We start from the raw sequence: 18,992 nt of genomic DNA on the forward strand, positions 1-18,992 counted from the left end.
GGACACACCGCCTGTCCCCGTTCATTCGAATCTCGCATGGGGTCAGTCGGAAACGTCGTGAGAACTCGCCGGATGCACTCGCTATGATGAGGGAAAGCAGAAACCTCATCATGCGAAGGCATTGACGGAACATCATGACAGGGCTTGACTTCATTTCCCCCGATGAAATTCGCGCGCGCTTCTCCGCCGCCATGTCCATGATGTATCGCGACGAGGTTCCGGCCTACGGCACCCTGATGTCGCTGGTCGGCCATGTGAACGAGCATACGCTGGCCGCTCAGCCCCGACTGCGCGCACGCCTGGAGGAAACCGACAATCTCGCCCGTATCGGCGAGGAACGCCACGGGGCGATCCGCCTCGGCACGCCGCAGGAACTCGCCATGATGCGGCGGATCTTTGCCGTCATGGGCATGTATCCGGTCGGCTACTACGATCTTTCGACGACCGGCGTACCCGTGCATTCCACGGCTTTTCGCCCGGTCGGGGACGAAGCGCTCAAGCGCAATCCCTTTCGTGTCTTCACCTCGCTTCTTCGTCTGGACCTGATCGCGGACGAGGCCCTGAGGGCAGACGCGCAGAAGGTGCTTGCCGAGCGGAAGATCTTTACGGATCGGGCTATCGAACTGGTCGAGAAGGCCGAAGCTGAAGGTGGTCTCGGGCTCGATGATTCCGCCGATTTCGTCGGCGAGGTACTGGAGACGTTCCGGTGGCACGACAGGGCAATCGTCAGCATCGACATGTATGAGCGCCTGCACGATGCCCACCGGCTGATCGCCGACGTCGTCTCCTTCAGGGGACCGCACATCAACCACCTCACGCCCCGTACGCTCGATATCGATGAAGTACAGGCCCTGATGCCGGCTCACGGAATTACGCCGAAGGCGGTGGTGGAGGGGCCGCCCACCCGCAAGTGCCCCATCCTGCTGCGTCAGACTTCCTTCAAGGCGCTGGAGGAACCCGTCTCCTTCATCGGCGAGGACGGCGGCTGGAAGGCCGGTTCGCACACGGCACGTTTTGGTGAAATCGAACAGCGGGGAATCGCCCTTACACCCAAGGGACGTGCGCTCTACGACAAGCTCCTGAACGAGGCGCGCGCCCGGGTGCGCCCTGCCGCGGACGGCTCCAACGCTGCGGAATACGAGATTGCGCTTGGCAAGGTCTTCGAAGCGTTCCCGGATGACTGGAACGCCATCCGCCAGGCAGGTCTCGGTTATTTCAGATATTCGCGCAAGGCAGGGGGGCATGATTGTCTCACGCGGGAACAAGATCTTGAAGCAGCCATTTTGGATGGATCAGTCCAATTCGATCCGGTGGTCTACGAGGACTTCCTGCCCGTCAGCGCGGCAGGGATCTTCCAGTCCAATCTGGGCGACGACGCGGCGCAGGAATTCGTCGCCAGTCCGAACCAGGTGATGTTCGAGCGGGATCTCGGCGCGCCGGTCCTCGATGAATTCGCCCACTATGCCGCAATCGAGCGCGCATCGATCCAAGGCTGCCGGGGCCGGAATGCCATGGCCGCCGAGCCGGCTTGACAGCTGCAGCGATGATCGAAACAGTTCACATTGAGGCGTTGCGCGAATTGCTCGGCTCGAAGGGCCTTCTCACCGAGGCCGGCGAGATGACTGCCTATGAAACCGGGGCGCGCTACGATCGCGGCCGCGCCGCCTTCGTCGCAAGGCCGACGAGGACGGCCGAAGTCTCTGCCGTCCTTGCCTATTGGGTGCACAACGCCATACCGCTCGTGCCACAATCGGGAAATACCGGCCTCGTCTCCGGTTCGACGCCTGATGGTTCCGGCAGTGAGGGCGTGCTCAGTCTCGACCGCCTGGTCGCCCCCTTCTCGCTGGATCGGATCAACCGCTCCGTGACGGTGGGTGCAGGGCTCGGCCTGTCCGAACTCAATCGGCGGCTGGAAGGCGAGGGTCTGTTCTTTCCGATCGACCTCGGCGCCGATCCCCGGCTCGGCGGCATGCTGGCCACCAATACCGGTGGCTCGCGCTTCCTGCGCTATGGCGACGTGCGTCGCAATACGCTGGGCATCAAGGTCGTGCTGGCCGACGAGGCGGGCACCGTGCTCGACCTGGGCTCGGGCCTGCGCAAGAACAATACAGGCGTGGACTGGAAGCAGATCTTCATCGGAACCTCCGGTGCCTTCGGCGTCATCACCGAATGCACCCTCAACCTCGAACCCCTGCCGCGCCAGAGCGCGACGGCTTTCCTCGTTCCCGCTGCGCCCGATCGGGTCGCCGATCTGCTGGTCGCCATGGAAGGGGCGCTGGGCAGCTATCTCTCCGCTTTCGAGGGCATGTCCGGCAATGCCCTGTCAGCGGCTCTCGCGCACGTCCCATCGCTGCGCAATCCCTTCCAGGGCGGCATCGTGCCGGATTTCGTCATCCTTGCAGAGGTGTCGCGCTCCTCCCTGCCCCGTGAGGGCGAACAACCCCTCGATGCAGTGCTCGAAGAGGTTCTCGCCGGCATATGGGAAAAGCCGGAGGCGCCGCTCGCCGATGCCTTCGTCGGACCGCCGCATGAGATGTGGGCACTGCGCCACGCGCTCTCCGAGGGCGTGAGGCACAGCGGCCGGTTGATCGCCTTCGACCTGTCGTTCCGTCGCGGTGACGTCATGCCTTTCCTGGCTCGTATGAAGGCCGAACTGCCGGCCCGCTTCGATGCCGTCACGATCTGCGACTTCGGCCACATTGGCGACGGCGGCGTGCATTTCAACCTGGTCGTCCCCCGCGACGACCCGCGCCTGTCGGATGCGGCGTTCGAGACGAGCCTGCGCGAATGGGTCTTCGAGGTCGCCGTCGAGGACTTCGGCGGCAGCTTCAGCGCCGAACATGCGATCGGGCGGAAGAACCAGGCCTTCTATGAACGCTATACGCCGGCCCCCATCCGCAAACTGGCGGCCGGGCTGAAGGCGATCAGCTCGCCGGGGCCTCTCGGCAGCGTGAACTTTTGATCTCGAGGAAAGGCCGTTGGCGCCCTTCCCAAAATTACAGGAAACCAGGACGATGACGAAGATCGATGTGAAGCAGGAGACGGCCAGGCTTCTGGGCAAGCTCGGGGTACCTGCGAGCGCCTGGCAGGGCGGCGACACTCCCTCGTTCAGTCCCGTCAGCGGCGAAGAAATCGCCCGGTTGAAGAGTGTTTCGCCAGCCGAGGCCGACAAGGCCATCGACGCGACCCACGAAGCCTTCAAGGCATGGCGCCTCGTACCCGCGCCCCGGCGCGGCGAGCTCGTCCGCCTGCTCGGCGAGGAATTGCGGGCCGCCAAGGCGGATCTGGGCCGTCTCGTTTCGATCGAGGCCGGGAAGATCACCTCTGAAGGCCTGGGCGAAGTCCAGGAGATGATCGACATCTGCGATTTCGCCGTAGGACTCTCCCGCCAGCTCTACGGCTTGACCATCGCCACCGAACGCCCGGGGCACCGCATGATGGAGACCTGGCATCCCCTGGGCGTGGTCGGCATCATCTCCGCCTTCAACTTCCCCGTTGCCGTATGGTCGTGGAATGCGGCGCTCGCGCTGGTCTGCGGCAATGCGGTTGTGTGGAAGCCCTCCGAAAAGACCCCCCTCACCGCCCTCGCCTCCCAGGCAATCCTCGAACGCGCCATCGCACGCTTCGGCGATGCGCCCGACAATCTGAGCCAGGTTCTGATCGGCGACCGTACGATCGGCGAAACACTCGTCGACAACCGAAAGGTCGCCCTGGTTTCGGCAACCGGTTCAACCCGCATGGGCAAGGCAGTCGGCCCGCGCCTCGCCGAACGCTTCGCGCGTTCGATCCTGGAGCTCGGCGGCAACAATGCGGGTATCGTCTGCCCTTCGGCGGATCTCGACATGGCTCTTCGCGCGATCGCCTTCGGCGCCATGGGCACGGCGGGACAGCGCTGCACCACGCTACGCCGCCTCTTCGTGCACGAGAGCGTCTACGACCAACTCGTGCCGCGGCTGAAGAAGGCTTATGAGAGCGTGAGCGTCGGCAATCCGCTGGAAACCAGCGCCCTCGTCGGCCCGCTCATCGACAAGCAGGCCTTCGACGCCATGCAGCAGGCGCTGGCTGCGGCCAGGGGCGAAGGCGGCGCGGTCCTCGGGGGCCAGCGTGTCGCGGAAGCCGGCATGGATGGCGCCTACTACGTCAAGCCGGCGGTCGTGGAAATGCCCAGGCAGGCGGGCCCCGTCCTCGAGGAAACCTTCGCTCCAATCCTCTACGTCATGAAATATTCCGACTTCGAGGAAGTCCTGGACGAGCACAACGCGGTTGCCGCAGGCCTTTCCTCGTCCGTTTTCACCCTCGACATGCGCGAGGCCGAGCGCTTCCTGGCCGCTGACGGTTCCGACTGCGGCATCGCCAACGTCAATATCGGCACATCGGGCGCGGAAATCGGAGGCGCCTTCGGCGGCGAGAAGGAGACCGGCGGCGGCCGCGAGTCCGGCTCGGATGCCTGGAAGGCCTATATGCGCCGCGCCACGAACACGGTGAACTATTCCAGGGCCCTGCCGCTTGCCCAGGGTGTCTCCTTCGACATCGCCTGAGTGCCGATGTACCAATCCCGCGGACGAGGCGATCCCGCCGAACGGCGTGTGGTCTCGTCCGCGCCCTGGCCGATCTCCTCGCGGCGGGGCCGACCCTACTGCCGAAGGCCGTCCCAGGGCGGATGTTTTCAATAACCGATATCGTTTCGCGGATTTTGAGAGATGACAATTGATCGAGCTTCAATCCTCTGGAGAGCGAGTTCCCGCGAACAGGTAGAGGCGCCGCCGCTCGATCGGAGCCTGACGGTGGACCTGCTTGTCGTCGGCGGGGGCTTCACTGGAGCAGCCGCTGCCCTGGAGGCGGCACGCCGCGGGGCCTCCGTCTGCGTGCTCGAGGCCGAGATCATCGGACACGGCGGTTCGGGACGAAACGTTGGCCTTGTGAATGCGGGCTTGTGGCTGACGCCGGACACGGTCATGGCCCAGATGGGAGAGGCCGCGGGCAGGAAGCTGATCGGGACGCTGGGCGAGGCTCCCCGGCGCGTCTTCGACCTGATCGAGGGCGAAGGCATAGACTGCGAGGCCACGCGCAACGGAACCCTGCACCTGGCACATTCACCGGCCGGCTTGCGGGACCTGGAAGAGCGGTGTCGGCAGGGCCGCCGACATGGCGCCCCCTTGCAACTCCTCGACAGAGAGGAAACGGCACGCCGTACCGGCACTGGCGCCTATCACGGCGCGCTGCTCGATCCGCGCGCGGGTACGATCCAGCCCCTGTCATATTGCCGGGGGCTCGCGCGAGCCGCCAAGGCACGAGGGGCCGCCATTCATGCAGGCTCGGCCGTCCAGAACCTCTCCCGACGCAACGACCTCTGGGTCGCTGCCGCCAACGGCCACGAAGTGAAGGCTCGGGCGCTTCTGATAGCCACGAATGCCTACCATCTCGGCATCGAGCTTCCGTTCAAACCCGAATTCGTCCCGGTCAGCTACTGCCAGCTGGCCACTACCCCCATGCCCGACGCTGCGCGTCGGCACATTCTTGCCAATGGCGAGGGGTGCTGGGATACCGCGACTGTCATGTCGTCGTTCCGTATCGATCAGGCCGGGCGCATGATCATCGGCGGCATAGGCAATCTGGAAGGACCGGGCGGAACCGTTCACGCCAGTTGGGCACGCCGGAAGCTCCGCAAACTGTTCCCCTCCATTGCCGACCTTCCTTTCGAGCACGCCTGGCGCGGGCGCATCGCCATGACGACGGACCACATCCCCAAGATCGTCGAGTTCGGGCCCCACGCCTATGCGAGCTTCGGATATTCGGGCCGCGGCATCGCACCGGGAACGGTCTTCGGGACGCAGGCCGCGGCGGCATTGCTGGAAGAGTCCCCGGCAGGACTGCCGATGGAGCCTGTCAAGCACTACAGCGAACGCTTCACGGGCATAAAGGCAGCCTATTACGAGCTTGGCGCGACGTTGACCCACATGATCTCGCCCTCGCCGCTGGGATAGGCGCGCTTTCGCCCGCGCTATGCCGGGCGTCCCAGCGCAATGGCGGAGCCGGTGAAAGGCAGCACCAGATCATAGTGCGCCGGCGCCGGCTTGATTGGCGTGGCCGCCGCCGTTCCAAATTGCGTGATGCCGGGACCGAGGTGCCCGGCAAGGTCGTACTGGCCTCCCCCGAACTCGAACGGCGAACTCGAGACCAGCCTCGCGGAGAACACATTGCTGCCGATAGCTGCCGTCGTGGTCGCTCCGACGGAAACGTCCACGGTCGTTCCCACCACCAGGCTTGTGCGGCGGAAGGTGGCGATGCATTCGCCTCGCGCAAAAGAGGCCGGCTCATCGAAAGTTCCCGACGGCTGGCGCTGCAGATAGATCGAGAACTCTCCCACCGGATCGATGCCGAGGGACAGCGCGCCGTTGCCGAGTTCCGGCGCCTTGAACGGCCTGGCGGCGAAGGTGAAATAGGCAGTTGTTTCGGATGGTTCGCCGGCGAACAGCGGTGCATCGATAAAAGGCAAGTGCAGGAAATAGCCACAGTCGGCCAGCCTGTGATCGAGCCTGGTGCGATAGAAGCGGCCGGTTGCGTACCAGGCCAGTTCCCCCGGGAGGAGTGCGATCATGTACGGCCTCTCGTGTGACATATTCCTTGGATCGCAGGCGTAGCATGGCCGGCACGACTTGCTGCACCCGTCATTCTCGCCAGTACCGGGGAGAGCGACGATGTCAGAAACGGCCGATGCCGTAGGGGCTCATGTCGATGGGCGGCGTCACACCCGTCATGAGATCGCCGATCAGCCTGGCGGTGGTCGCCGCGTAAGTCAGGCCCAGATGACCGTGGCCCGTGGCATACCACACGTTCCGACGCTTGGCCGACGGGCCGATGAGGGGAATCGTATCGGGAAAGGCCGGGCGATGGCCCATCCATTCCGTCGCCTGCTCGGGTTTCAGATCCGGCAGCGCATCCCTGGCACGCTTGACAAGGACCCTGGCTCTGCGGAAATCCGGGGCGGCGGCCAGCCCGGCCATCTCCACCGTGCCGCCGACGCGGATGCCTCCGGCCGTTGGGGTGACCATGAAGGCGCGGGCCGGCCAGATGATGGAGTGCCTCATCGATATGCCGGGCGCCATGATCTGGGTGTGATAGCCGCGCTCCGTCTCCAACGGGATCGGCTCGCCGATCAACCGCGAGAGCCGGCCGGTGTAGGCGCCCGCTGCGAGGACGACGCGATCCGCCGCGATGCGCCGGCCATCATCGGTCCGCAGCGCCGTGACACCTCCCTCGCCTTCCTCGAAGCCGGCCACTCCCGCCTGGACGATGGTTCCTCCAGCCGCCCTGAACCTTTCGGCCAAGGCGGTCACCAGCCCGTGGGGATCGGAGATGGAACGATTGTCAGGTAAAAGAACGACCTTGCCGATCCGTGTGGACAGGGCGGGCTCCAATGCCCGGACCGCATCCCTGTCCAGCACTTCATGTCGAAAGCCGAAGCGTTCGAGCATCTCGATATGGTCGCGGTCGGCCTTGAATTCGGCCTCGTCCCCATAGAGACAGAGGCAACCTTCGTTGCTCAGCATATGGGCGAGGCCGGTCTGCTTCAACAGCGCGCCGAGATCTTCATGGACGCGATGGCAGAGCGCGGCTCCCGCCGCTTCGAGCTTCCTCAACTTGGACGGCCTACTGGCTGCCAGGAAACGCAGGAACCACGGGAGCAGCCTCGGCATATAGAAAGGCCGGACGGACACCGGCCCCTCGGGATCGAGCAGCCATTTGGGCATCTGCGCCCATACGCCGGGACGGGACGCGGGCAGGAACTCGGTGACCGCGATGCTCGCCATATTGCCGAAGGACGCTCCCTTTCCAGGCTGGTCCCTGTCAACCAGAACGACGGTTTCACCACACCGATGGAGTTCGTGGGCGATCGTGGTGCCGATGACGCCGGCGCCGACAACAGCGATGGTTGACATGGAGTCCCCTCAGGATTTCCGGATTGGCCCGCAGGCCCGGCGACACCTCGGCGGCCGTCGTGGTCTATGGCCGCCTCAGCCTTCGCTTCCGCGATATCGCCGCGTCTCGGCCGACAGCCAGCCGCGGAAAGCGACGAGCGGCGGATAGGCGTCCCGCTCGACCGGCCAGGTGAGCGAGTAATGGGCATCGCTCTTCAGCGGGCGCGGCAGCACCGGCACGAGGTCGCCCTTGGAGAGTTCCGCCTCGATGAGAAAGGTCGGGAGCAGCGCAATGCCGAGCCCCGACTGCGCAGCCTGGGCCATGGTGCTGAACTGGTCGAAGAGCATCCCGGTGACGCCTTCCGCGGGAACGCAATTGAGATGGAACCAGCGCTCCCACGCATCCGGCCGCGAGGTGAGATGCAGCAGAGGCATCTCGCGCATGACCTCCGGCGTCCAGTCATTCCTGCACGCGACGAAGTCCGGGCTTGCCACCGGCAACGTGACTTCGGTCATGAGTTCGATGCTCTTGGTGCCCACCCACTCGTCGGTATGAAAATCGATGGCCGCATCCATCGTATCGTTGCGGAAATCGAACCGTGTGAGCCGCGAAAGCACATTCACGACCACACCCTTGTTATCCTTGAGGAAGCCCGCCAGCCGTGGGGTGAGCCATCGCGCTCCGAATGTCGGCAGAACGGCGAGGTTCAGCGTCCCGCCCAGGGGATTGGCCCTCAGGTTCAGCGAAGCGGCGCCGATACGGCGGAGGGCGTCGCGGATATCGCGAGCGTAGCTTTCGCCGGCAACGGTGAGACGCACGACCTGCTGGTCGCGCACGAAAAGCTGCACGCCCAACTGGTCCTCGAGCATGCGGATCTGCCTGCTGACGGCGCTTTGCGTCAGGTCGAGCTCCCGCGCAGCCGCAGTGAAGCTTGCGAGGCGCGCCGCTGCCTCGAACGCCATCAGGAGGTTCGTCGACGGCAGGAAACGGCGAGGGATGCGCATCGGGCCTGTGCCAGGAGAAACAGGCCTTAAGAACCATCGATCCCTCAACCGGTCAAGGCTCCCGGCAAGCAGATGGGCCGGGACTGCGGCATTGACCCTCGACATGGGATTGCGAACCTTGCTTGAAGGGCGGCCCGGTCGCCTGCCCCCGACGCAGCCGACCCCATGGACCGGCCTGCCGGAGATATCGAACGAGCCGATCAGGCAGGCATGGGATCTGCAGACCCCATGCCCTGTAGCGAGACTGAAGAAACTACTTGATGAGGCGCGGCTCGCCGGTCGTCGCGGCGGATTCGTTGAGGCCGTACTTGACCAGGAGCTTGGCAATCGTGCCGTCCTTGTGCAGGGCCTCGATATCTTCATCGAAGGCCTTGCCCATCTCGGTGTTGCTCTTGGTCAGGGGGAAGGTGCCCTGCCCGGCTTCCTGGGTGGCGGCGACGCGTGGATCGGGCTTGATGGTGACGATCTTGATGCCCTTGAGCTGGCCCTGCTGCTGAGCCACCACGCCAATCGATTCACCGTCCACGCCGAGGTCGACGCGGCCGGCCATGAGGTCCTGCTGCATGGCGACGGAGTTCGGATAGAGCTTCACATTATCGCCGAAGACCTTCTTCATGTCGGCGTTCCACAGGTTGCCGGCCGTGCTGCCGATGACCTTGCCATCCATCTGGCCGATGGAATCGAAGCCTTCCTTCGAATAGACGGCCATCTGATCGACATAGAGCGGCGCGGAAAGATAGACGACGCGCGCCCGCTCGGCGGTACGATACCAATCGCCGGTGGTCGTATCGGCCTTGCGCCCGATGATGTACTGGATGGCGGCGCCGCCATCGACCGGAATTGCCTTGATCTTGAGGCATTCGAGCTTGGCGATCTCAGCCAGGATGTCCCCGTCGATGCCTTGCAGCACGCCTGCGGCATCGATCAGCGAATAAGGAGCATAGGGTGTCGCAGCAACGGTGATGAAGCCGGCCTCGACGGTGCTGAAACTATGCTTGGGCTTGCAGTCCTGCGCTTGCGCGAAGGTAGAAAATCCGGCGACCATGGCGGCGGCGGTAAGAATGACCCCGAATGTCTTCATTTTTTTTATCCCCTCTGGTGGTAGCTCAACGAACCGAATAAGCGCCCGCGCGGTGCTCGACATAGGAGACGAGAAACGAGCCTGGCACGCAGATCGCGACGTAGAAGAGACCGGCCGTCGCAAGTGCCGGGAAAAAGAAGAAGGTGTTGGTGCCGATCTCGTAGGCACGGCTGGTGAGTTCGGGCAGCGCGATCGTGAAGCACAGGGAAGTTCCCTGGAAAATGAGGATCGAGAAGCCGAGCAAGGCGGGAACGGCGACGCGCAGCCCCTGCGGCAGGATCACGTAGCGCAGCCCGTCCATGGTCGAGAGGCCGAGCGCGCTGACCGCCTCCTTGTGACCGCCGGGCACGGATTCCAGTCCGGCGCGGATGATCTCGCTGGTATAGGCTCCCGTGCACCAGCCGAGCGCCACGACCGCCGACAGGAAGGAAGGAAGCGGGAGATGGAGCGAGGGCAATCCGAAATAGATGAACTGGATCAGCACCAGAGCGGGCGTTCCCCGCCCGATTTCGACCAGAACGAGGCAGAACGCCCTTAGCGGCGCGATCTTCGACTGGACGCCGAGGGCCCAGAACAGTCCGAGCGGGAGCCCGACCAGCAGCGATGCGATCGTCAGCTCGATGCTGATGCAGAAGCCGGCCCACAGGCTGGGCAGCCAAGAGACGAAATCGTCCCATGTCGCGCCCTGAAGAAGCGTTTCCATCATCGCGCCACCTTGGCTCTGAGGTAGACGTCCGCCCGGCGCGACAGCCAGGCCACGGGCAGGCTGATGAGGATGTACATCAGCCCCACCAGCCCGAAGATCTCCAGGCCCTTGAACGTTTCCTGCGTCAGGCGGGCGCCCTGATAGGCCATCTCCGGCACGCCGATCGTCGAGGCGATGGCGCTGTCCTTCATCAGCCCGATGACATAGGTGGCCGAGGACGGGAGGGAGACGCGGAACATCTGCGGGGCTATGACATCCCGGAATGTATTGTGCCAGCCCAGGTTGAGGGCCTCCGCCGCCTCCCATTGACCGTGCTGGATGGCAACCAGCCCGCCGCGGTAGATCTCGGCCATGTTGGTCGCCGCAATCAGGCCGAGCCCTATGAGCGAGGCCGTGAAGGGCCCCATCTCCAGGATTCCGGTGCCGAGCCCAAAGAAGATGATGAACAGCCAGACGAGCGGCGGCACCGCACGAATGAGGCTGATGAAGGCGATCGTGATAATGCGCACGACCGCAAAGCGCGAGTTTCGCAGCGCCATGATCGGAAATCCGAGGATGCAACCGATCAGGAAGGAGAGCAGCGTGACCATGATCGTCCAGGGCAGGCCGCGGAGGATGAGGCTGAGTTCGTAAAGCATCAGCGTTCGTTCACGGCTCGCAGGAACTGCTTGGCCCGGGCCGACTGGGGCGTCCGGATGACGTCCCGGCTCGGGCCGTATTCGAGCACGCGGCCGTCGGCCATGATCGCCACGTGATCCGAGACGTTCTCCGCGAAGCTCATTTCATGCGTCACCACGATCATGGTCATGCCGCTGTCCGCCAATTCCCGCATGACCGCCAGCACTTCGAGGCCGAGTTCGGGATCGAGCGCCGACGTCGGCTCGTCAAACAGCATCACCTTCGGGTCGAGAGCCAGGGCACGGGCAATGGCGATGCGCTGCTGCTGGCCGCCCGAGCAGCGGATGGGATATTGCGCCGCCTTGTCGGCGAGCCCCACGCGGCTGAGAAGCTGCATGCTGATGGCGTCCGCCTCCTGCCGGCTGCGGCCGAGCACCCGCTCCTGGGCGAGGCTGACGTTGCGCAGCACGGTCATGTGCGGGAACAGGTTGAACGACTGGAAAACCATGCCCAAATTGCGGCGAAGCCGCCGCAGTTCGGAGCGGGAAACCTTCGAGCCCCCCTCGACAGTGACGTCCCCGACCGTCACGACACCCGTTTCCGGCGGCTCGATGAAATTGATGCAGCGCAGGAGCGTGCTCTTGCCGGAGCCGCTCGGACCGATGATCGCCAGCACGTCGCCCGTGGGAACGGAGAGGCTGACGTCGTGGAGAGCCGTGAAGGTTCCGAAGTGCTTGGTGATGTTCTCCAGCCGAACATAGGGTTTTTGGGTGCGGATCACTTGGTCCCCTCTACCTCTTTGCGATCCGGCTCCCTCGGCATCGCGAGGCGCGTTCGGAAAGCGGACGACAGGGTCGCTGTCCCTGGCTTGTGCGGGCGGCTCGAATGCGCCGGATGATCGCGGAAGCGAGACGTTGCGATCCGATATCATTGATTTCTCCATGCAGGATTCGGGCCATGCCCACCGAACCGGACGGCTGGCTCGGCCGGTCGAAACGGGATGGCGGTGTCGACAGGGCGCACCCGGCGCCCGCTCAAGGCGGAAGCGATGTCGCGGGCGCATGGCCATTCGGACCGCCTGGAATGTCCGGAGCGGGCGTCCGGCCCGCGGCTCGGGGCGCTGCCTCGTCCCATGGCTTCACGGGGATGATGAGACAGCGCACCGGTCATCTTTGGAGGCCTCGGCGGAGCGTCCCGCAACCGACGCGGGCGCATGCGCGTGAAACGGAGCAAAGCTCGCGCGCTTCCGACAATGACCCTCTGTGACCTGGCTGCACCCGGCAATTCTCCGTGCAGAGTAAAACCGTTCCATCGATTAACCGACAGCGGGGAATTGCTTTCAAGAAGCGATTTGACATGGCTCCATTCCGAAATGGAATGAGATCGACGACAGCGTGATGGCATCTGTCCCCTCATCCGGCTCGGGCGCGCTGGCGCGCGGGATCATAGGGGCTCTCCCCCGCCACGACGGCGTCGAGCCAGCCGTCGAGCACCGGCACGCGCAACCTCGTCCCGGCTCCGGCACAGGCGTCGTCGACGATGGCGAGACCGATCGGTCTTCCGAAATGGAACGACCAGCCCGCCGACGTCATGCGCCCCGCCAGCTTGTCGTCGGCATAGAGTCCCTCTTCGCCCATGGGGCAAAAGCCATCCGCGTCCAGCACGACGGGAACCAGTCGCCGACGGGGCTTGCGACCGCGTTCCGCGAGAACGGCCGCCCTCCCCGGAAACGCAGGCTTTTCAAAGTCGACAAGGTCGAGAAAGCCGCCCTCGACCGCACTGATGTCCGCCGCGGCGTCGGCCGGCCAGAGTGGCGTGGCAGTGTCCAGGCGCAGGGAGCCGAGCGCACGCGTGCCGACCAGCCTGAGGCCAAATGGCTTGCCGACATCGAGCAGAAGGTCGAGCAGCGCTCGCTGATAGGCCATGGGGTGATGCAGTTCGAAGCTCAGTTCCCCCGTCGGACTATTCCGAAGCACGCGCACATCGGGCGCCGGACCAACCTCGAGCGAGTGAGCCGATCCCCACGGCATCGCTGCAGGCGAGACAGCCTGGCCGCAGATGGTACCCAGCAGGTCTCGCGCTGCGGGTCCCGACAGGAGGAACACGCCACGCTCCATCGAGACGTTGCGCAAGCGCGCTGTCGCACCAGGCGGCATCAGGCGCCGCAGTTCGTCCTCCAGCACGGCCTCGGCCTGGGCCGGAGCGACGAGGTAGAAACGATCCTTCGCGAGGCGTGCGACAGCGAAATGCATCTTGACGCCGCCGGCCTCGAACAGCAGCAGCGCCTCTTCCCAACGCCCCTGCGCAGGCAGGCGTGTCGCCAGCATGGCGTCCAGGATGGCAGCCGCATCCGGCCCGTCGACCTCGAATTTCGCCAGGCACGTCAGTTCCGAGAGGCCGACGCCGCTGCGAACCGCCGCGACCTCGGCGGCAATATGAGGGCCCGATGCGGAATGACGGTAGGTCATCGAGTCGTCGCGCGGGACACCCGCAGGCGCATACCAGTTGGGAGTCTCCCAGCCGTTGCGCACGCCCCACATCGCCCCGAGCCCATCAAGCCGGTCATAGGACGGGGCAGTCTTCGCAGGCCGCCCGGCGGGCATTTCGGTACCGGGAATGATGCAGTCGGAATGACTGCCCCAGGTCTCGACGGCCTTGAGCCGTGTCCAACTCCTGGTGGCATGATCGCCGAAACGCCTGGAATCGAGTGCCGTCATGTCGACGGAAGCCTCGCCCTCGACAATCCATTCGGAGAGGGAATGGCCGATCGCGCCACCCCAGAGGATACCACCCGGCACCCCTTCCGCCAGCCAGATCCCGTCGAGCCCGCGGGCCGGCCCCACGAGCGGCAATCCATCCTCGGTCATCTGCATCGGTCCGCGGATGTTCGACTTCAGTCCGGCGCGGCCGAGCGCCGGCACGAGATCGCAGGCGATCTCCAGGGCCTCGGCATGGCCGTCGAGATTGGCCGGCAGAAGGTCGCCGTCATAGGTGCCGGGGATGCCGTCTACCCCGAAGAGTTCCAGCGCTTCCGGCCGCTCATAGGCGCCGAACATCAGCCCGTCGCCCTCCTCACGCGTGTAGCCGAGATAGGCCTCGTCCCGCACGATCGGCATTTCCGACAGGCCGAGGCGCTTGCGCTCGACGATTTCGGGAATGGCATCGGTGAACCAGTATTGCACCACGATGGGCTGGGCCGGAACGTTCAGCCCGAGCATTGCGCCGGTCTGGCGGGCATAGTTGCCGGTGGCCAGGACCACATGCTCGCACAGGACATCGCCCTGCGTGGTCGATACCTTCCATTCACCGCCGGGCTTACGCTCGAAGCCGAGCACCTGCGTATTCTGGGCGATGCGAGCACCGCAGTCCCGCGCGCCCTTTGCCATCGCCATGGTGACGTCGGTCGGCCCGACATAGGCATCGTCCGGATGATAGAGAGCGCCGAAGACCCCATTTGTGTCGCGCATCAGCGGCCACAATTCACGGGTTTCCTGCGGCGTCAGCAGACGGGCATTGGCGCCGATGGCATGCGCCGCGTTCATGTAGCTCCAATATTCGTCCAGGCGCTCCCGGCTGCGGGCAATGCGCATCTGCCCGTTATGGTGCATGCCGGCGGACAATCCCGTTTCCGCCTCCAGCCCTGCATAGATCTCGGTCGTCTTGTTGATGAGCGGAGAAAGCACATGGTGGCGCACATAGGTCGGGATGAAGCCGCCGGCCATCCGCGTCGAGGCACTTCCAAGGGTGCGCCTCTCCAGCAGAAGGCAGTCGCTCCAGCCTCTCTTGGCCAGCCCATACAGCACGCCGACGCCGACGCACCCACCACCGACGACAACGACCCTGGCCGAGCGCTCCATATGGCCCTCCCCGACCGCTCAGCCGGCGGCAGCCAGGCGAGCGGGCTCGCCGGTCGGTTCATTGCGCCCGTCGTCCAGATCCCAGACGGTCACTGCCGCATCCTGCACCGCCTCGGTCACCCCGCGGGGCAGTTTGGCATCGCCCACCAGCCGCACCGCGATCCGCGCGGCGCGCAGGGGCTCCAGAAGAGGGCTGTGGCTGACGATGCTGCCCAGGGACACGACGGCATCGATGTCCCGGAGCGTCGCACGCCTTTCGCCGAATACGCCCTTGAGGACGGCGTCGCGGCCCTCGATGCGCTCAATCTTGGCACGGTCGACGATTTCGACGCCGAACCCGGCGAGCGAGCGCAACAGGGAGTAGGCGGTAGTAAGTCCCTCGCCCTCGCCCGGATGAAGCATGGACGTGACGAAGGTGACCTTCTTCCAACCCTGCGCGAGGCGTTCGGCGGTCAGCATGCCCGGCAGGCGGCCCATCTCGTCATAGACGACGACATGCCCGCCCGCGGCAGGCACATCATAGGGGCCAAAGCTCGGCGCCTCGCCCGTGCCCGCGACGGCCGCCGGTACGGGGACCGAGCCGCTCGCGAGCAGCACGACGGAAGGCTGGAGCGCGCGGATGGTTTCGACGCTGGCCTTTTCCCCGAGCCGGACATCGATGCCCAGCCGCTCGAGTTCGTCTTCCCACCAGGCGACGATACGCTTGAACTCCCGCCGGGATGGCGTTTCCGTCCAGCGTCGCATCTGGCCACCCAGCGCTTCCTCCGCCTCGACGAGCGTCGTGCGAAACCCGCGCAGCGCAAGACGGCGCGCGGCCTCCAGGCCGCCTGGCCCGCCGCCGATCACGACCGCCGGACGTGGAGCCAGGATGGGCCGATCCATGACATCAGCGCGGCGGCCGAGTTCAGGATTGACCATGCAGGCCAGCGATTCATGGTTCATGAGCGCATTGATGCAGACATTTGCACCGACGCAGGGCCGCACCGTCCGATGTTCCCCTTGCCGCTCCTTGGGCAGAAGGCGGGGATCGGCGACATGAGCGCGGACCATGCCGACGAGATCGGCATCGCCACTCGCCAGGATCTCCTCGGCGAGATCCAGCGTGGTGACACGGCCGACGGTCGCGACAGGCACGTCGACGCCGGCGCGAACAGCCCGTGACAGATGGCGGAAAGCGCCGAGCGGCGCGGGCGTGGGCGGCCAATGATCGACGCGTGCCATTTTGCGGGTGTTGTTGCCGGCCGTGATGCTGACGTAGTCGACCATGCCCGTGGCGACGAGGCGGCGTGCAATGGCCGTCGCCTCCGCCGCGTCGATGCCGCCTTCGACGAGTTCGTCGCCCGGCAGGCGGACACCTATGATCCGGTCCTCGCCCATCGCCTCGCGCACGACGGCGAGCACGCGGCGGGGGAACAAGGTACGGCCTTCGAGGTCGCCACCCAATCCATCGGTGCGGCGGTTCATCAGGGGCGACAGGAAGCTTGCCAGCAGCATGCCATGCGCCATGGTCACTTCGACGCCGTCGAGATCGCCCTCGTGGCAGCGCGTCGCGGCGGCGCGGTAGAGCGCCTCGATCTCTGCCAGTTCCTCCAGCGTCGCCTCCCGCGACATGCGCTGGGTCAACTCGGAATGTTCCCAGGATGCCGAGACGATGGCTTCGCCCGCCGTCTCCATGGCTCCGACATGGGCAAGCTGGGCCAGCATGAGGCCGCCCTCGTCATGCACGGCCCTGGCCAGATTGCGATAGCCGGGAATGATACGATCGTCGACGTTGACCAGCGTCCGGCCGTCCGCCCAGACCGCGGACCACATGACGGGCGTCGCCCCCGTGATCTGCATGCCGAGCCCGGCGCGGGCACGCTGTCGATGATAGTCGATATAGCGTTCGCCCGGCAGCCCCCCGTCCGCCAGGCCCGGCTGGTGCGCGGGCAGATAGACCCTGGCGCGCAGTCTCCGCCCCCTCAGCGAAAGCGGTCGGGAGACGTTGGGAAAGGCGGCATGAGTATCGGGCACCAGGGTCTCTCCATCAACTTGCCCGGCGACATGCTTTGGCCAGCCGGTGCGGAACAAACGAGTAGTGCAATCGGACGGCGGAGGACGGGTCCTCCGTCACGCGAGCGAGAAATCGCGCCTAGCGGCGGCGATATAGCTGCCGGCCTGCGCGCTCGCTTCGGCGGCGCTCCAGCCCATGACATCACGTACGGTCTGTGCCACCGGATGGGCGAAGTCGCAGCCAAGCCCTTCGTCCCATCCCAGGCTGACGCGGCGTCGCATGAGGTCGGCGAGGTCGAGAACCTTCTCATGCTGGCAGGCGTAGACCAGGCCCGTGACGCTCGCCTCGCCCCGCTCGCCCTGCAACACCGTCCTGTCGGCCTGGCTCGGCGGCAGCCGGGCCGAGCCACGCAGGGACTGGGACGTCGCTGACGGTTTCAGCCGCCGGCCGATACCGGCCACCATCTCCCGGCCGGCGCTGCGGTGCGTCATGAGAAGGCCTCCGGTATAGGCGAAATAGTTCGGGGCGCCCTCGCTCGCCAGATCGTGCAGCCGCACGGCCGAGCCGCCGGCGGGATGTCCCGTCTTCGCGGTGCGGGGCCTGACCCCTGCCCAGGCGTAGAGCACGTCGGACCGTGTCTTGCGCAGGTTCGGGAAGAGGTAGTTGAGTTCGTCGAGAAGGGCGGCGATCTCGGCTTCGCTGACGCGATAGCCTTCTTCGTCCGGCTCCTGCGGCCGGTTGACCGGCCCGAAATAATGCAGCTTGCCCCACGGTATCACATAGAAGGGCTCACCGCGCCGCGTCAGCCCTTCGAAACCGATACCCTCCAGTTCGGGAGGCATCCTGATCGCGATGTTGGCTCCCTTCTCGCCCTGATTGATACGCGGCAGGCCGAGGCCCGAAGCCGACGCGATGCGGTCCACCCACGCGCCGGCAGCGTTGAGCACCGTACGCCCTCGAAAGGCTGCATGCGCATTGCGCCGGCGATCGAGAGTCGTGACGAGCCAGGTTCCGTCGCCCTGCCTGGCCAGGGACTCGGCAGCCATGTGGTTCTCGACACGGGCGCCGCCTTCCGCCGCATTGAAGACGGCATCGAGGCAAATGCGCTCAGGCCAGTTGAACTGGTGCTCCACGCATTTCACGATGCCCTGGAGGCGGTCGGGATCGCGCAGCAGCGCCAGGCGAGGGTCGCGGCGCGCCTCGGTCGGCTCGATCAACTCCACCGAAAGGGGCACTCCGCCAGGATCGAGCCGCTCCATCAGAGCGAATCCTGCAGCCATGCGTCGTACGGAAACCGGGTCGCCGCGATAGATCGGCAGGAAGAAAGTGACGGGCCGGACCCGCTCGGGGACGGCCCTGATGAAAGCCGAGCGGTCGCGCATGGACCGGCGGGCGAGAGCGACTGCCTCGAAGGCCTGGCGGGGATGTCGCAGCAGGCGGGTCGGCGGGTTCAGGGCGTTGAGGTAGGCGAGGCCGGAATATTGCAGGCGGCTGGTCCGGCCGGTCGTCCCGCTTGCGAAATCCCCCTGGTCGAGAAGGAGGGTCGTATAGCCGGCGGCCGTGAGATGGTTGGCTGCGCTGGCACCGGTGATGCCAGCGCCGATGACGATCACATCGAAAAGATCCATCACGACCTCCGTCGCCCCTCGCTCAGATTAAATTGATACCAAATAGAACTTTCTGGCAAGACCCCACTTGTGGCCGGAGGCTGAGAGCCCATAAAGAATGCACGCCGCTCACTTCGTGATCAGAGTGGCATTTTGTCTTCGGTAGCAGCATAAATCGCCAAAAAACCGCCTTACCCAAGGGAAAT

The 18,992-nt window shown here is 65.3% G+C and carries 14 protein-coding genes; 4 read left to right on the top strand and 10 right to left on the bottom strand.

All coding sequences use genetic code 11. The features are described from left to right. Positions 1 to 134 precede the first annotated feature (134 nt). From hglS to AC6H34_RS02310, 4 genes are all read left to right on the top strand, one after another. Complete coding sequence (gene hglS, locus AC6H34_RS02295; RefSeq protein ID WP_497537768.1) at positions 135 to 1,532, top strand: 2-oxoadipate dioxygenase/decarboxylase HglS; 1,398 nt, start codon at positions 135 to 137, stop codon at positions 1,530 to 1,532. Between the two features lie 11 nt (positions 1,533 to 1,543). After that, positions 1,544 to 2,962: an FAD-binding oxidoreductase gene (locus AC6H34_RS02300; protein ID WP_497537769.1), complete on the top strand. Its 1,419-nt coding sequence runs from the start codon at positions 1,544 to 1,546 to the stop codon at positions 2,960 to 2,962. 52 nt (positions 2,963 to 3,014) lie between these two features. Further along, positions 3,015 to 4,538, top strand: a complete 1,524-nt coding sequence (amaB, locus tag AC6H34_RS02305; protein WP_448146325.1) for an L-piperidine-6-carboxylate dehydrogenase — start codon at positions 3,015 to 3,017, stop codon at positions 4,536 to 4,538. A 162-nt stretch (positions 4,539 to 4,700) separates the two neighbouring features. Then, positions 4,701 to 5,984, top strand: coding sequence for an NAD(P)/FAD-dependent oxidoreductase (locus AC6H34_RS02310; RefSeq protein WP_448146324.1), 1,284 nt, complete (start codon positions 4,701 to 4,703; stop codon positions 5,982 to 5,984). Positions 5,985 to 6,001: 17 nt separating this feature from the next. Here AC6H34_RS02310 and AC6H34_RS02315 read toward each other — a convergent pair whose 3' ends face one another. The 10 genes from AC6H34_RS02315 to AC6H34_RS02360 all read right to left on the bottom strand — a co-directional run bounded on the left by AC6H34_RS02315 (position 6,002) and on the right by AC6H34_RS02360 (position 18,807). Next, positions 6,002 to 6,598 carry a hypothetical protein gene (locus AC6H34_RS02315; protein ID WP_497537770.1) on the bottom strand — a complete coding sequence of 199 codons (597 nt, stop codon included), beginning with the start codon at positions 6,596 to 6,598 and terminating at the stop codon, positions 6,002 to 6,004. A gap of 103 nt (positions 6,599 to 6,701) precedes the next feature. Beyond that, positions 6,702 to 7,940: an NAD(P)/FAD-dependent oxidoreductase gene (locus AC6H34_RS02320; RefSeq protein WP_497537771.1), complete on the bottom strand. Its 1,239-nt coding sequence runs from the start codon at positions 7,938 to 7,940 to the stop codon at positions 6,702 to 6,704. Positions 7,941 to 8,015: 75 nt separating this feature from the next. Next, positions 8,016 to 8,924 (bottom strand): LysR substrate-binding domain-containing protein, encoded by a 909-nt coding sequence (locus tag AC6H34_RS02325; RefSeq protein WP_448146321.1) that lies wholly within the window; start codon positions 8,922 to 8,924, stop codon positions 8,016 to 8,018. 253 nt (positions 8,925 to 9,177) lie between these two features. Then, positions 9,178 to 10,005, bottom strand: coding sequence for a substrate-binding periplasmic protein (locus AC6H34_RS02330; RefSeq protein ID WP_448146320.1), 828 nt, complete (start codon positions 10,003 to 10,005; stop codon positions 9,178 to 9,180). A 25-nt stretch (positions 10,006 to 10,030) separates the two neighbouring features. Further along, positions 10,031 to 10,711, bottom strand: a complete 681-nt coding sequence (locus tag AC6H34_RS02335; RefSeq protein WP_497537772.1) for an amino acid ABC transporter permease — start codon at positions 10,709 to 10,711, stop codon at positions 10,031 to 10,033. Beyond that, positions 10,708 to 11,349 (bottom strand): amino acid ABC transporter permease, encoded by a 642-nt coding sequence (locus AC6H34_RS02340; RefSeq protein WP_497537773.1) that lies wholly within the window; start codon positions 11,347 to 11,349, stop codon positions 10,708 to 10,710. Before AC6H34_RS02340 ends, AC6H34_RS02335 begins: the two co-directional genes overlap by 4 nt. Continuing rightward, on the bottom strand, positions 11,349 to 12,110 hold the full coding sequence (locus tag AC6H34_RS02345) for an amino acid ABC transporter ATP-binding protein (protein WP_448146317.1): 762 nt from the start codon (positions 12,108 to 12,110) through the stop codon (positions 11,349 to 11,351). Before AC6H34_RS02345 ends, AC6H34_RS02340 begins: the two co-directional genes overlap by 1 nt. A 631-nt stretch (positions 12,111 to 12,741) precedes the next feature. Next, positions 12,742 to 15,186 carry a GcvT family protein gene (locus tag AC6H34_RS02350; RefSeq protein WP_497537774.1) on the bottom strand — a complete coding sequence of 815 codons (2,445 nt, stop codon included), beginning with the start codon at positions 15,184 to 15,186 and terminating at the stop codon, positions 12,742 to 12,744. An 18-nt stretch (positions 15,187 to 15,204) separates the two neighbouring features. After that, on the bottom strand, positions 15,205 to 17,199 hold the full coding sequence (locus AC6H34_RS02355; RefSeq protein ID WP_497537775.1) for an oxidoreductase: 1,995 nt from the start codon (positions 17,197 to 17,199) through the stop codon (positions 15,205 to 15,207). A gap of 96 nt (positions 17,200 to 17,295) precedes the next feature. Continuing rightward, on the bottom strand, positions 17,296 to 18,807 hold the full coding sequence (locus AC6H34_RS02360; protein ID WP_497537776.1) for an FAD-dependent oxidoreductase: 1,512 nt from the start codon (positions 18,805 to 18,807) through the stop codon (positions 17,296 to 17,298). Positions 18,808 to 18,992: the final 185 nt, after the last annotated feature.

The organism is Labrys sp. ALF-8 (genome assembly GCF_059699065.1).